Annotated in this window: 11 protein-coding genes; 3 read left to right on the top strand and 8 right to left on the bottom strand. The window is 69.4% G+C overall.

Annotation, left to right across the window (positions count from 1 at the left end):
- Positions 1–119: 119 nt before the first annotated feature.
- The 4 genes from FNM00_RS14360 to FNM00_RS14375 all read right to left on the bottom strand — a co-directional run bounded on the left by FNM00_RS14360 (position 120) and on the right by FNM00_RS14375 (position 5,747).
- A complete protein-coding gene (locus FNM00_RS14360) occupies positions 120–563 on the bottom strand; it encodes an RbsD/FucU family protein (protein ID WP_143914241.1) in 444 nt (147 codons plus the stop codon).
- Between the two features lie 2 nt (positions 564–565).
- Positions 566–3,268 carry a hypothetical protein gene (locus FNM00_RS14365; protein ID WP_143914242.1) on the bottom strand — a complete coding sequence of 901 codons (2,703 nt, stop codon included), beginning with the start codon at positions 3,266–3,268 and terminating at the stop codon, positions 566–568.
- Positions 3,261–4,772: a purine-cytosine permease family protein gene (locus FNM00_RS14370; RefSeq protein WP_143914243.1), complete on the bottom strand. Its 1,512-nt coding sequence runs from the start codon at positions 4,770–4,772 to the stop codon at positions 3,261–3,263. Before FNM00_RS14370 ends, FNM00_RS14365 begins: the two co-directional genes overlap by 8 nt.
- 63 nt (positions 4,773–4,835) lie before the next feature.
- Positions 4,836–5,747, bottom strand: coding sequence for a ribokinase (locus FNM00_RS14375; RefSeq protein ID WP_143914244.1), 912 nt, complete (start codon positions 5,745–5,747; stop codon positions 4,836–4,838).
- 143 nt (positions 5,748–5,890) lie between these two features.
- Between FNM00_RS14375 and FNM00_RS14380 the strand changes: the two genes are divergently transcribed.
- The gene (locus FNM00_RS14380) at positions 5,891–6,892 is read left to right on the top strand and encodes a LacI family DNA-binding transcriptional regulator (RefSeq protein ID WP_143914245.1); all 1,002 of its coding nucleotides are present in this window, start codon (positions 5,891–5,893) and stop codon (positions 6,890–6,892) included.
- 282 nt (positions 6,893–7,174) lie between these two features.
- Here FNM00_RS14380 and FNM00_RS14385 read toward each other — a convergent pair whose 3' ends face one another.
- A complete protein-coding gene (locus tag FNM00_RS14385; protein ID WP_143914246.1) occupies positions 7,175–8,818 on the bottom strand; it encodes a class I adenylate-forming enzyme family protein in 1,644 nt (547 codons plus the stop codon).
- An 87-nt stretch (positions 8,819–8,905) separates the two neighbouring features.
- On the opposite strand from FNM00_RS14385, the gene FNM00_RS14390 reads away from it, so the two are divergent.
- Entirely contained in the window at positions 8,906–9,508 is a 603-nt protein-coding gene (locus tag FNM00_RS14390; protein WP_143914247.1) for a TetR/AcrR family transcriptional regulator, read from the top strand.
- On the opposite strand, the gene FNM00_RS14395 is transcribed toward FNM00_RS14390, so the two are convergent.
- Complete coding sequence (locus FNM00_RS14395) at positions 9,502–10,887, bottom strand: hypothetical protein (protein ID WP_143914248.1); 1,386 nt, start codon at positions 10,885–10,887, stop codon at positions 9,502–9,504. The genes FNM00_RS14390 and FNM00_RS14395 overlap by 7 nt on opposite strands.
- On the bottom strand, positions 10,884–11,507 hold the full coding sequence (locus FNM00_RS14400) for an ABC transporter ATP-binding protein (protein WP_143914249.1): 624 nt from the start codon (positions 11,505–11,507) through the stop codon (positions 10,884–10,886). The genes FNM00_RS14395 and FNM00_RS14400 overlap by 4 nt, the downstream gene beginning before the upstream one ends.
- 112 nt (positions 11,508–11,619) lie before the next feature.
- Here FNM00_RS14400 and FNM00_RS14405 point away from each other — a divergent pair, with 112 nt between their 5' ends.
- Positions 11,620–12,174 carry a Uma2 family endonuclease gene (locus tag FNM00_RS14405; protein WP_221933750.1) on the top strand — a complete coding sequence of 185 codons (555 nt, stop codon included), beginning with the start codon at positions 11,620–11,622 and terminating at the stop codon, positions 12,172–12,174.
- Positions 12,175–12,181: 7 nt separating this feature from the next.
- On the opposite strand, the gene FNM00_RS14410 is transcribed toward FNM00_RS14405, so the two are convergent.
- Positions 12,182–14,272 carry a RecQ family ATP-dependent DNA helicase gene (locus FNM00_RS14410; protein ID WP_143914251.1) on the bottom strand — a complete coding sequence of 697 codons (2,091 nt, stop codon included), beginning with the start codon at positions 14,270–14,272 and terminating at the stop codon, positions 12,182–12,184.
- Between the last annotated feature and the right edge of the window lie 29 nt (positions 14,273–14,301).

Here is a 14,301-nt window from a genome sequence, read left to right on the forward strand (position 1 = left end):
CGTCTGGTGAGTGCACACGAGCCCCGCAGCGGATCGACCGACAGATCCCGTTAAAGACCCTCAGTCAGTCAGTCGCTGAGTCAGGACGACCGCTGCGGGGCTCACCCACATCATCACTGTCAGTCGCCGGGGTGGAGATCGGGCCAGACGCCCTTGGTGAGCAGGAAGCAGCCATAGGGGCGGGTCTCACCCGTCGCCACCACGAGACGCACCGAACGCGCGACCTCGTAGAAGTCCAGGCGATGGATGGGCGCAGCCCCGACCTGTCGTCCTTCGGCGACGGCGACCGTCTCGACCGCGTCCTGAGCCACGACCCGCCGATCCTCACCCGGTGTGCCGATCATGTAGCGCAGCGGCGACGTGAGGAACTGGTCCAGTGGCATCACCGAGGTGATCGCACGGATCGCCTCGGTGGAGTCCACACCGTCGAGCCGGACGACCTCGGCACCGGCGGCGTACGCGGGATAGTTGGTGTCCACCACGGCCAGCTCGTCACCATGTCCCATCCGCGCTAGCGCGTAGAGCAGCTCCGGTCCCAACAGCGGGTTGACGCCCTTCAGCATGGTCAGTCCTTCCGATGTGTGGCAGACGAGGCCTCGACAGGTACGAGCAGCGGCACCGCACCGAGCCCGCTCGGCGCGAGACCGTCCCCTTGTTGGCCAGTGCCCCGGTAGTACGCATTCGCAGCCGACGAGGCCACCCGGATCTCGATCAGGTTCTCTCCGGGTCGCAATACGGCCTCGGGGATCGGCACCCTGCCAGGAGCCCACGGCAGCTCTCTTAGATCGACGCCGTTCACGCTCACGCCGGCCGAACCGTGGACGACGGGCAGCACCAGCTCCCAGGAGCGGTCGGTCTCGGCGAGGGTCACCCGCATGCGATAGGTGCCGATACCCGAGAAGGTCTCGAAGCCCTGAGTCTCCCAGCCCCGGGCCGGGTCGACAGGCACCTCGACACCCTCGATCTCCACCGTCCACCCGTCGACGAGGAACCGTCGAGACGGAGCGGCCTCCCCTGTCCGCAAGATCTCCACCAGGAGCACCTCGCCCGGCGCCAGCTCGACGCTGAAGGACTCGCCGATGTCCCGCCAGCCCTCGACGCTGCCGGTGCGCGGGTCCCAGCACCGGACACGACTGCGCAGGGTGCCAGGACGCACGACGACGGGCCGCGGATGCTCCGCGTCGTTGAAGGCCATCACCCGCGTACTGCTCCGGCGCACCCAGAGCTGACCCTCGACACCGCTCTCGTCATCGATCCGCGGCCCCGGCGGGATCGCCTCGAACACCCGCGGCCGCACCGCCGAGGCCCAGTCGGGCTGCTCCTCCCACGCGGTCCACGAGGAGCTCTCACGCACCGCTGCGACACGCTCGACGATGACGGCATCGTGCCCGGCGGTCTGGGTGGCCCGCGGGGTGACGCCCGTCGAGAACACGCGGCCCCCGGCGGCGACGAACTCCTCGAGCACCTCCAGGACCCGTTCGTCGCGGAGGACCTCCACGCCGGGCAGGACGAGCACCCGGTACTCGCGCCCGTGCGGCAGGTGCAGGCGCCCATCGGCCACGGCAGCCGCGCGCAGATCGCGCTCGTCGATCAGGTGGTAGTCGACGCTGTCGCGGGCGAGGTGCTCGGTCCAGAAGGCCGTCTGCTCGCCGAACTCGTGTTCCGGCCCGCCGTACCAGGCCGTGCGCAGGGGATAGAGCACCGCGACCTCATCGAGGGGCTCCGCGCCGTCGAGGAAGACCGAGACCCGGGCGGTCTCCTCCGCGTAGGCCCGGTGGTAGCCGAACCACGGCTCGAAGTTCACGCCCGGCGCGAAGTCGAAGCGCGGATTGGTGAACATCTCCTCACGCTCGTGGCCGTCGGTGAGCCAGTAGGCGTGCATGAGGATCTGCCGCGCGCCGAAGGCGAAATGCCGCAGGGTCTGCGAGCGGAGCTGGGCGAGGGTCAGCTCCCACCAGCCGGCGGCGAAGTGCGAACCCGGGACGACGCGCCCGAAATACTGCTCGACGATGCACCCGGAACGCCCGTTGCTCCGCGCGACCGAGTCGCCGAACTTGGCGGGCAGCTGCGGGTACTCGTTGCGCGCGTCGACCGCGGTGATCTGGCGCCACGCGTCGAGACCGAAGTAGTCGAGCCCGAAGTTGGTCCGTGGATCGTCGGCGATGATCGTGCCGGTCGGATCCCAGGACGAGACGTGCGCGAGCACTTCGTGTCCCGTCAGCAGCACCCCGTGCTCCTCGCACCAGCGCCGGAGCGTGCCGAAGAAGGAGTTCACGGCACGCGCGGAGTAGCGCTCGAAGAACTCCGTGCGCAGCGCCGCGGTCGCCTCGCCGACATCTGCCGCGAGCGAGGCGAGCATCGCCGGCCAGCGCTCACCCACCTCGCCGGCCAGCTCCGCGTAGAAGCCCTCGTCGTACATCAGCGTCGCCGCGATGACGCCGGGATTCTGGTCCCACGTGAAGAAGCAGGCGTGCGGCTGGTCGAAGAAGACGTACTGGACGGTGGAGCCCAGGTGCTCGCCGAAAGCGCGCGCGTAGGGGTCGTAGCCGACCTCCGTGAAACGCTCGGCAGCCGCGGGATCGAGGTAGTTGATCATCCGGCTGCTCGCGCACCGCGCGCTCACGAAGAAGACGATCTCCGCGTCATCGCCGAGCGTCTCACCCTCCAGGTCGGCGGCGAGCTCGCAGCCGTCCTCGGTCGCGGCCACGATCGTCGCGGCGGGGGTCGCCTCGCGCACCTCGTCGCCGTCCCGGACGACCGCGGCGACCAGCTTCCAGTCGTCCCAGAGCGGTGCGCCGCCCTCGAAGACCCAGTTCATCCCCGCGTCGAGCAGGTAGGCCACGTCCTGGGGCCGGATACCGTCGATGCGCCCCTCCGCGCGGCTCCCGGCGACCGGCACCGTGACATGGAACAGGTGCTGCTCTCGCAGGTGGTCGTGTCCGGCGACGACGCGTCCGCCCGCGTGTCCGCTGAGCCAGTTGTACTCGTCGTAGATCCCCACGACCATGTCCTGCCGGGCGGCCTCGTCGGCGGCCAGACGGCACAGTCGCAGGTACTCCTCGGACAGGTACTCCTCCAGCGGGAAGGACATCCGCGTCTGGATCTGGAAGGACTGGTAGCCGGCCTCGCGCATGTCGCGAACCTGGACGGCGATCTCCTCCGGCGTCGGGAGGCGATGCCAGAACCAGTACGCCGCCGGAGCGTTGTACGGCCCGGGAGCGGCGAACTCCTCGACGCTCCCGGTGGAGACGACCCTCGTCTCAGGCACGGACGGACCGCTCCTTCGTCACCGCCGAGTAGTCCGGCTTCGGGTCCTGCTTGAATACGAAGGTCACGATCGCATACAACGCCGATCCGACGACCATCGCGATCACGACCCCGATATTGCTCGCCCCGAGTACGCCGTTCCGCTGCTCCTCGGTGAGCAGGAAGCCCACGACCCGAGCGATATAGGGATCGCCGGAGGTGACGAGTCCGAGGCCGAGCACCGTGGCGACGACGAGCGACAGGAGCGCCGTCCAGCGCCCGGAGCGGCCACCCTGGCCCGCGGGCAGCGCCATGTCGACATTCCAGTTCATCCGGCGCTGGCGGATGAAGTCGACGAGCTGGATGCCGCCCAGGGTCCCCATCGCGACGGCGATCAGGGCGAGGAAGGCCTGGAAGGTCGCCAGGAAGGACGTGGAGATGAACAGCAGGTAGAAGGCACCGGCGGCGATGATGACACCGTTGATGATCGTGATGATCACGCGGCTGCCCGGCACGCCCACCGCCATCAGCGCGAGCCCCGAGGAGTAGATGCCGGTCATCGCCGCGGAGATCAGCGAGATCACGATGACGATGCTGAACGGCACGAAGAACCACGTCGGCAACAGGACGGTGAGCGCGGCGATCGGGTCGATGGCCGCCTGGCCGCCGAGATCGGGATTGGAGCCGGCGAGCAGAATGCCGAGGATCAGCAGCACCGTGACGGGCAGCGCGATGCCGAGCGTGGTCCAGCCGATGACTCCACGGGCCGGGGTCTCGCGCGGCAGGTAGCGGGCGAAGTCGCCACCGTAGTTGAGCATGCCGAGGCCGACCATCGTCATGGCCATGACGATGCCGCCGACGAAGGCAAGCGCCGATCCTGAGGGATTGTCGCCGAGGCGGTCCCAGTGGATGTGCGGGACGATCATCGCGATGAAGACCAGTGTCATGACGCCGGTGAGCGCCGCGATCCACTGCTCGGCCTTCATGATGACGGCGTGACCGGCGACGGCGAACCACATCGTCAGGACGAGGACGATCACGAACCACACGAGGATCAGCCACGAGACGGGGCGGCCGGCGGCCGTGGCGAACTGGTCGGGCCACAGCCGGGCGAAGATATTCGCGCCGGTGGTGGAGGCCAGGGTGATGATCGTGACCTTCCAGCCGATATTGGACAGATAGGCGAAGAAGGCGGGGATCTTGTTGCCCTCGTAGCCGAAGGCGAACCGGGTCTGGGTGAGGGTCGGCAGGCCGGTGCGCGGTCCGCCGACCGACAGGATGCCCACGAGGAAGGCCGAGACGGCGTAACCGATGGTGCCGGCGATGATGGCCTGCAGGGGGCTGAGACCGAGGCCGAAGACGTAGATGCCGTAACCGATGCCCATGATGGAGACATTCCAGGCGAACCACACGGCGAAGAGTCCTGCGGACTTCCCGCGGCGTTCCTCGAGCGGCACCGGGTTGACGCCGTTGAGCTCAGGCCCCTTCTGAGCGGCGACCGGCTGCTCGTGAGCTTCGTTCGACATGCTGTGTTCCTCCGTTGTTCCGGCGCGACATCCTCGGCGCACCCTGGCTGTGAGCGGCGACGCTCAGACCGGGATCGGTCCGAGCCGCGCGAGATCGTCGTCGCCGCGGAAGGCGCCCTGCGCGCCTCGGTAGCCCACCGCGATGCTGGCGGCGTGGACGGCCCACGCCACGGAGTCGGTGAAGGACGCTCCGTTGCCGAGCGCGACGCCCAGCGCACCGCAGAAAGTATCTCCCGAACCCACGGTGTCGACGGCCGTCACCCTCGGGGCCTGGATGTGCACGATCTCAGCGTCCGAGCGTGCCAGCGCACCATCGGCACCGAGCGTCACGCAGGCCTCGATGTGCTCGGGCAGCCGGGCGAGCAGCGCGCGGCAGTCCTCGATCCCCTCCGGCTCGGGGGCATCGAGCAGCGCGGCGAGCTCGTGCTGGTTCGGCACGAGCACGTCGACGGCATCGAGGAGATCGAGGGCGATCGGACGCGAGGGGGCGGGGTTGAGCACGACTGTCCCCCCTTCGTCCTTGGCTCGCCGAGCGGCCTCGGTCACCACGTCCGTCGGGACCTCCTGCTGGAGCAGCAGCACGCCCCCGGGGCCATCGAGCAGAGCCGCCGGGAGATGGGCCGGGGCGAGACGCGCGTTCGCACCGGGGCTCACGACGATCATGTTCTCCGCGGCATCGTCGACGAGGATGAAGGCGGCTCCCGTGGGGACATCCTCGAGGGTGACGAGGCCCGAGACGCCGACCTCCGCCTCCACCAGCTCGGACCGGACATCCGCACCGTCGACGCCGATGGCGCCGACGAAGCAGGTCACGGCACCGAGCCGTGCGGCGGCGACGGCCTGGTTGGCGCCCTTGCCACCCAGGGTCTGCGCGAGGTCCCCGCCGAGCAGGGTCTCACCGGGTCGCGGGAACTGCGAGACGGCGACGGTCGCGTCTCTGTTCACCGAGCCCACGACGGTGACCTGCGGTCGCATCGGCGACTCCAATCTGGGAGATCGTTTTCCCGATAATCGATTTGCCCATGGTGACCCACGTCGCTTTTCTCGTCAACCCCCGGTGTCGGCGCACGGAGCTTGCGATAGCCTCGGGTCCCGTCCGTCGATGAGAGGAAGACCCTGTGAACAGGCAGCGCGTCCGCCTCATCGATGTGGCCGAGGCCGCAGGCGTGTCCCGGGCGACCGCCTCACGGGTGCTCTCGGGATCTCCCCGCCACGTCGATCCGGTACTCGCCGAACGGGTCTGGGCGGTCGCCCGCCGCATCGGCTACCGTCCGCACGTGTCAGCGCGTGCCCTGCGTACCGGTCAGACCGGCACCATCGGCATCGTGGTCCCGACCCTCACCAATCCGTACTTCGTCGCCCTGGCCGAGGCCTTCGCTGGCGAGTCCCGCGATCGCGGCGCCGATCTCCTCATCGCCGACTCCCGCAACGACGTGGAGTCCGAGGCGGCTCATCTTCGCCGCCTCACCGACGGCCGCGTCGATGCCATCGCGATCGTCCCCGTCTCCTATGAGGACTCCGGCGCCGCGCTCGTCGAAGCCCGCGATGCCGTGCCACTCGCTCAGGTGGATCGCCGTACCCGCGACGGGAACACGGCCGCGATCGTGCTCGACAACATCACGGGGGTGCGACTGCTGATCGAGCATCTGCGCGAGGCGGGACGCGAGCGCATCGCCTATGTCGGCGCGGAGACCGCGTCGTCATCGGGAGCCGAACGCCTCGCGGCATTCACCGACATCGCCGGAGAGCATGCCCCGGTCACCGTGGTCTCGGAGTTCTCGACCTCGGCAGGACGCGAGGCCGCGCGGCACCTGCTCGACTCGACGACGGATATCGACGCGATCGTCTGCGGCGCCGATGTGCTCGCTGTGGGGGTTCACTCGACCCTCCAGCGCAGCGGTGTCTCGCTCCCCGGCGATATCGCCCTGGTCAGCTTCGACGACTCCGAGCTGCTCGAACTGACCGACCCCCCGATCACCTCGCTGTCGCCCCCCGTCGGGGAGATCGCGCGTCGCACCACGGAGCTGCTGATGGGCGAGGGCGACGCCTGGCGCGAGCCCTCCGTCGAGCGACTCGTGCCCGGTCTCGCCATCCGCGAATCCACCCAGCCACACCGATAGCCGAGAGCGCACGAGGATGAGGTCCGGTGATCGAGCAGGAAGCTCGCTTCCAACGCGGCCTTAGTGCGCTGGCTCCAGCGCTCCGGTCATTACTCGAGATCACCTTTCCGTAAGTGTGGTCTCGATACGCGTCGGCCGTGGACGGCCTTTAGCTACTCGACCACCGAGGATCCAGTCCGGTGGTTGAGTAGGCCCTGGGGGCACCTCCCGCTTGCGGGGGAGGAACGAGGGCCGTATCGAAACCACCGGACGTGGCCTCGATACCCTCCACCGAGGGTGCTCTCAGCCCTCGGCGTCACGGAGGACGTTGCGGCGGATCTTGCCGGTCGCCGTCTTGGGCAGCTGATCGACCACGTGCACCTCACGGGGGACCTTGTACGCCGCGAGCCGCTCCTTGACGAAGGCGCGCAGCTCCTCGGGATCGACGGTCGAGCCCGAGGCGGTCGAGACATAGGCGACGACCGACTCGCCCTGGTAGTCGTCGGGACGGCCCACGACCGCGGCCTCCAGCACGGCCGAATGCTCGTAGAGCGCGTCCTCGACCTCGCGCGGCCACACCTTGTAGCCCGAGACATTGATCTGGTCCTTCAACCGGTCGACGAGGTAGACCCAGCCCGCCTCGTCGATGATCGCGACATCGCCGGTGCGCAGCCTCCCACCGGGCATCGTGGCGGCGGTGACCTCGGGCTTGTGCCAGTATCCGCTCATCAGCTGCGGACCGATCAGCTCCAGCTCGCCCTGCTCACCCGGCGGCAACGGCTCACCCTGTTCATCGACCACCCGTGCCTCCATGTCGGGCAACGGGACGCCGATCGACAACGTGCCACTCGGCTCATGCACAGGGGCCTCGGCACCGAGGGGGACGGCGATGATCGCCGAGCTCGTCTCGGTCATGCCGTAGACATTGTGGATGTAGACGCCGAAACGGTCGACGAACTTACGCACGGTGGCGGGCGGGATGGGCGCCCCACCGGAGTAGACCGCGCGCATCGACGCGAAGTGCTCACGTCCCGCCCCCGGCACCTCCGACAATGCGTTGAAGGCGGTGATCGAGCCGACCATCGTCGTGACTCCGTGCTCGATGAAGGCCTCGAGCGCCACCTCCGGGCGGAAACGGTGGATGAACACCAGCAGGGTGTCGTGCACCAGTGCCATCGTCGCGTTCACGACCGCGCCAGTGATGTGGAAGAGCGGCGCGATCGCGAACACCACGTCGCCGGGGCGCAGGTCGGTCCATCGCGCGTACGACACCGCGACCTGGAGCACGGCACCGTGGCTGTTCATCGCCCCTTTGGGCGGTCCGGTCGTGCCGGAGGTGTAGGTCAGCAGGGCGATGTCGTCGGCGGTGAGTGCGAGCGCGGGCACGCGGCGGCCCCGGTGCTCCTCGACGAGGGCCAGGAGATCGGCATCGGCCACGGCCCGTTCACCCGGAGCGGCACCGAAGACGCGCTCGTCGTCGCGGCTCTGAAAGTCCCGTGGACTCGTGCTGATGACCCAGCCGACTGTCGTGCCGTCAGCGGCTGCCCGCGCGGCCTCGATCGTGTCGTCCTCGCAGATCAGGCCCACCGCCTCGGCATCCACGATCAGCCGACGCAGCTCCTCGCCGCGATACATCGGATTGAGGATGAGGGCCGCGGCGCCGAGCTTCCAGAGAGCGAGCAGCACGAAGGCGTACTGCGGCACGTTCTGCAGGTAGACGCCAACATGCGAACCGCGCTCGACCCCGCGCTCGGCCAAGGCACTAGCGAGGGCTTCGGCGATCTCATCGACCTCGGCCACGGTGTAGCGGCCGTCGAAGTACGCGAGAGCCGGCGCCTCCGGCTGGCGCGCGACGCGGGCATTCCATGCCTCGACGAGCGTGCCGTGCTCTCGCTCGATGCTGGCTTCCAACCCTTGCGGGTACAACGACAACCACCGGTGTTCCATCTGGCATTCCCTTCCGACCGATCGATCGCTCGGTTAGAGTGTCGACACACGTGTGAGCTCTGTCAAGCCGGGAGGGAACGAGACATCATGTGCGCCGCTGCGCGAACAACCGATGCCCCGCCGGCGATGACTCCGATCCTGCGCGCCGCTCAGCACTGCTTCGTGGAGCAGGGCTATCACGGAACCTCGATCCGGGTCATCGCCACGCGCGCCGGACTCTCGGTGCCGGGGCTCTACCATCACCATCGCTCGAAACAGGAGATGCTCCAGGCGATCGTCCGCACCGCGATGGAATCGCTCCACCAGCAGAGCGTCGAGGCTCTCGATGCGGCCGGTGAGGATCCGACGGCGCGTTTCGACGCCCTGGTCGCCTGCCTCGTGCGCTTCCACGCGTATGAGCGCGAGCAGGCCTTCCTCGCCTATAGCGAGATCCGCAGCCTGGACGACGAGGCACGTGAGGCGCACATCGGCCGGCGAGACATCCAGCAGCGGCTGATGGACACGGTCGTCGACAGCGGGGTCGCGAGGGGCCTGTTCACCACCCCGCACCCGGTCGAGGCGAGCCGCGCGGTCGTGACCATGTGCACCTCGGTGGCGCAGTGGTATGGCTCCGACGGACCGCTCACCCCCGAGGCGCTGGTGGAGCGCTACCTCGATATCGCCCGAATGACCGTCGGCGGCCGTCACTGACGCCAGCGCGACCGGGCCCAGACCGCGACGAGTCCGGCGGCCACCACCAAGATGGCGACCGCATCCCATCCCGAGGCCTGGGAGACCGTGGTGCCTCCGACGAGCAGGGCGACGAGGACCGCATCCGCCAGCCAGATCAGACGACCGGCGGACGACATCTCACCGACGGGGGTCATCACCGGGGTGAGCAGTTCGAGCGGCATGTGCCCCTTGAAGACCGACAGCGCTCGGCAGGCGACGACCAACAGGGCAAGTGCGATGGCCACGTGCGGGGAGCCGCCGAGGACCGCTGCGGACCCCATCACGAGGGTCAGCAGCGCCGTCGGCACCACGAGGTGTTGGAGGGCCGCGGCCCCGGGCCCGACGCCGAAGGCGGAGGGACGTTCCCGGTCGAAGGCATGGAACCGCAGACCGTCGCTGAGGAAGCATACGCCGACATAGGCGGCCGCCACCGATATCAGGGCGATCAGCGGGGTGACGGCGTTCTGGGCGATCGGGATCAGCGACCCGGCCGCGGCCGCGGCGCCGAGGCCGGTGGCCGTCCGTCCAGGTGCTCGCACGAGACCGATCAGGTCACGACGCACGAACGGCGGCGCCGCGAAGGCGGGTCGCCAATGCCGGCCGAGGCGTGTCGGCGCCCGCAGCACGGCGGCGGCCGAGGCCAGGTCGGCCGTCGTCGCGAAGACCTCGATCCGGCTCCATCGGATGGCCTGCGTCCGCAATCGGCTCGGCCGGATCGCCGACAACGCGCGGGGGACCACCACCGCGGTCCCCACGGCGACCGGCACCACCAGGAGTGACCACCACGCCGGGTCGCCGTCGAGCGAGCGCCATGCGCCAGTCCAGGCGAGGCCCGTGCCGGCGGAGAGCAAGACGAGCACGGCCGCATTCCTCCAGCGGCGCGCCTGGCCGCTGAGCCAGACGACGGACAGCAGCACGCCGCTGCCGAGGGCTACAGCCGAGACCGTCACAGCACCGACCGGGTCGGGCCAGGTCGATCGCGAGACGACCGCCACCACGGTGACGAAGAGCACGGCGGCCATAGTGACCAGCAGGCTCCGCCACCAGGAGGGTCGCAGCCGACGCGCCAGAGGAGCGGAGCCCGCGACGACCCACTCCACGTACGGTGCCGAGACGGCGACGGGACCACGCGTCCGGCCAGCTGCCGCCGCCCCGATCGCCACAAGCATGGCGGCGATCGCAGCAGTCCACCAGGGCGGCGACCACTGCGTCGCCGGAGCGACCTGCTGGGTACCCCAGCGCGCCAACGGGAGGACGAACACGAGTACGGACAGGACCACGATGTAGAGGTCCGTCGCGCGGTCGGCGGCACGCGGCCGCGTGCGGATCTCGCGCAGCAGCCGGTCGGGTGCGGTCACAGGCTGACCTGTCGTCGCGCCAGCCGCGCGACGAGGTCGTGGTCGTGGCAGGCCATGACGACCGATCGTCCATCGGCCAGCGCCTCCTCGACCGCGACCGCGAACAGGTCCTTTCGGTCGGCATCGAGGCGTTGCTCGGGCTCATCGAGGACGAGGACGCGCGAGGGGCGCGCAAACACCAGCGCGAGGCTGAACAGCTGCTGCTGGCCCGAGGACAGCTCATGAACGAAACGATCGCGCAGAGCACCGACCCCGAAGCGCTCCAGATCGGTCTCACCCACGGAACCCCAGGTGGCATGCACCAGCTGCACGTGATCGCCCAGCGTGAGATCGGGATAGAGGGCCGGAACACCGATCAGGACGGAGAGCGCCGAGCGCACGTGGGTCGAGCGTTCGTCGACCGGTTCGTCATCGAGCAGCACGGTCCCGCCGCTCGGTACGAGTCGGCCGGCGAGCAGGCGCAACAGGGTGGTCTTGCCGGACCCGTTCGGCCCCGTCAACGCCACGCACTCTCCTGCGGAGACGGTGATATCCGTCGGCACGACGAGAGGCTGGTCGTCGATGCTCGCGGTGATTCCCTCAGCGACGAGCACGGGTCGAGTCTCAACGGTGTCGGCCATCGTCGTTCACCCTATCGAGTTGTCCACAGGTCGCGACCGAGGCGCTGGACGAGAACCGGACTCCGCTGTTCGATGATGGCTATGGCGAAAGGGGCGACCTATGCTGAGTGCCATGGCGACCATCGAGGCGCATGGGCTGCCGCGGGGCAGGTCGCTGACGCGCGACGATCTGGATGCGATGCCCGATGACGGGCATCGCTACGAGCTCGTCGACGGGGTGCTCGTCGTGAGTCCCGCACCACGGCACAATCACCAACGCGCGGCAGCGCAGCTGTTCCGCGCTTTGGATCGCGTGGTGCCCGAGCAGTGGGAGCTGTTCTTCGCGCCGTTTGATGTGGTCCTCTCAGGAGACACCGTGCTCCAGCCCGACCTTCTCGTCGCCGACCGCGACGCTTTCACCGAACGCGATCTGCCGGGCCCACCGCTACTGGCCGTCGAGGTGCTCTCGCCGTCGACGCGCAGTTTCGATCTGCTGCTGAAGAAGGAGCGTCTCGAGCGGGCGGGGTGCGCCCACTACTGGGTGGTCGATCCCGACGAGCCGTCGATCCTGGCCTGGTCCCTCACCGAGGGCGTCTATCACGAGGTGGCACGTGCGGCCGGGGCCGAGTCCTTCGTGGTCACGGCTCCCCTCCCGGTCACGATCGTCCCCGCCGACCTCGTCCGCTGACGAGCCGTCACCCCACCGAGGCCAGCGCGAAGGGCAGCACGCCGGGAGCGCCGGCCTGCCGCAGAGCACGGGCGGCGACGGTGAAGGTCCAGCGGCTGTCGACGAGATCGTCGACCAGCAACACCGGTCCAGGTGCGGCGGAGACCGCGGCGGCCAGCTCGGGGCTCACCGAGAACCGACCCCAGACCGAGGCCAGCCGGAAGGCGCTGTTGCCTCCGGGCCCGACGACGGGGACCGCCGAATCGACGTCGAGGGCGCCGAGCAGCGGCAACCGGCCGCGCTCCGCGATGAACTGCGCCGTCGAACCGACCAGCTGAGGGCGGGTTATCGAGGGCATCGCGACGACACCGACCGGACGCTGCCGCCATGGCCAGTCGCGCAAGGTGGCGATGACGCCCTCGGCCAGCCGTTCGTCGATCGGGGCATCGGGCGTCCCGGCCGCGAACACCTCGCGCAACGCGCCACCCCAGCCGAGATCCGTGAGGCGGGCGATGGCCCGGCCCGCCTCGTGGCGTTCCTCGACCGCGATCCGTCCGCGGACGTCGAGCCCCCGGCGATCGGCACCGGTGGGCCACTGGCCCCGGGGATCGACGGGCACGCCCACACGCCGCAGCTGGCCGGCCGCCTGCTCGGCCGCACCACCGGGCACTTCGGCGGGATACCAGGCGCCCGCACACACGTCACAACGGCCGCACGGTGCCGCGGTGGGATCGTCGAGGTCCTGCTGAAGGATCTCCATCCGGCACCGTTCGCCGCGCTCGTAGGTCAGCATGGACTGCTGCTCGGCCACTCGCGCCTGCTCGATGCGGGCATACCGCTCGGAGTCGTACTCCCAGCTCTCGCCGGTGGCGACCCATCCTCCGCGTACCCGCCGTACCGCGCCATCGACGTCGAGCACCTTCAACAGGAGCTCGAGCTGAGTGCGCCGGATGTCGACGAGGGCCTCCAGCGCCGGGGTGGACAACGGCTCGGACCCGAGTTCGCCCAGCACCGCAGCGACGCGCTCGGGATCGGGCATCGAGACAGTGGCGAAGTACCGCCAGATGTCCGGATCCTCCGGACCCGGCAGCAGCAGGACATCGGCGTGCTCGGTCGCGCGGCCCGCGCGACCGACCTGCTGGTAGTAGGCGACCGGTGACGACGGTGCCCCCAGATGCACGACGAATCCCAGATCGGGTTTGTCGAAGCCCATGCCCAGGGCGCTGGTGGCGACGAGCGCCTTGACCTGATTGGCCTTGAGCGCGCCCTCGAGGCGTTCGCGTTCGTCCGGGTCGGTCCGCCCCGTGTACGCGGCGACCTCGTGTCCAGCCTCGCCCAGCAACCGCGCGGTGTCCTCCGCCGCGGAGACAGTGAGGGCGTAGACGATGCCGCTGCCCGGCAGCTCGCCCAGATGCGCGACCAGCCAGGCAAGCCGGTCGCGGGCACTCGGCAGCTGGAGGCAACCCAACCGCAAGGAGTCACGGGCGAGCGATCCGCGCAGCGTCAGGACCCCGTCGCCGAGCTGGTCCGCGACATCGGCGACCACCCGCGCGTTGGCGGTGGCTGTGGTGGCGAGCACCGGCACATTGCGTTGCAGATCGTTGAGGAGCGTGGCGATCCGGCGGTAGTCCGGCCGGAAGTCGTGACCCCAGTCGGAGATGCAGTGTGCCTCGTCGATCACCAGGAGCCCCATGCGGGCGAGCAGATCGGGCAGCTGCTGCTCGCGGAACTGCGGATTGTTGAGCCGCTCGGGGGAGACCAGCAGGACATCGACATCGTCGGCGGCCAGCCGCGCACTGATGGACTCCCATTCGTCGACCGTGGCGGAGTTAATCGCCGCGGCGCGCACACCGGCGCGTTCGGCCGCCGCGACCTGGTCGCGCATCAGCGCCAGCAAGGGCGATACCAGCAGGGTGGGGCCGGCACCGCGTTCACGCAGGAGGGCGGTGGCCACGAAGTACACCGCGGACTTGCCCCAGCCGGTGCGCTGGACGACGAGGGCGCGCCGACGGTCGTCGACCAGCGCGCTAACAGCCTCGAACTGACCCTCGTGAAAGACGGCATCGTCGCGACCGGTCAGCCGGTGCAACAACTCGAGGGCTCGCTCCTGGGTGCTCATGTCCCGATCGTGTCAGGTCGCGCCGACAG

The organism is Aeromicrobium piscarium (genome assembly GCF_007421815.1).
Taxonomy (GTDB): Bacteria; Actinomycetota; Actinomycetes; order Propionibacteriales; family Nocardioidaceae; genus Aeromicrobium; species Aeromicrobium piscarium.

Excerpts from the sequence above, each read along its gene's own strand:
- FNM00_RS14410 (WP_143914251.1), bottom strand. The coding sequence starts at position 14,272 with ATGAGCACCCAGGAGCGAGCCCTCGAGTTGTTGCACCGGCTGACCGGT.
- FNM00_RS14385 (WP_143914246.1), bottom strand. The coding sequence starts at position 8,818 with ATGGAACACCGGTGGTTGTCGTTGTACCCGCAAGGGTTGGAAGCCAGC.
- FNM00_RS14400 (WP_143914249.1), bottom strand. The coding sequence starts at position 11,507 with ATGGCCGACACCGTTGAGACTCGACCCGTGCTCGTCGCTGAGGGAATC.
- FNM00_RS14375 (WP_143914244.1), bottom strand. The coding sequence starts at position 5,747 with ATGCGACCGCAGGTCACCGTCGTGGGCTCGGTGAACAGAGACGCGACC.
- FNM00_RS14390 (WP_143914247.1), top strand. The coding sequence starts at position 8,906 with ATGTGCGCCGCTGCGCGAACAACCGATGCCCCGCCGGCGATGACTCCG.
- FNM00_RS14370 (WP_143914243.1), bottom strand. The coding sequence starts at position 4,772 with ATGTCGAACGAAGCTCACGAGCAGCCGGTCGCCGCTCAGAAGGGGCCT.
- FNM00_RS14360 (WP_143914241.1), bottom strand. The coding sequence starts at position 563 with ATGCTGAAGGGCGTCAACCCGCTGTTGGGACCGGAGCTGCTCTACGCG.
- FNM00_RS14405 (WP_221933750.1), top strand. The coding sequence starts at position 11,620 with ATGGCGACCATCGAGGCGCATGGGCTGCCGCGGGGCAGGTCGCTGACG.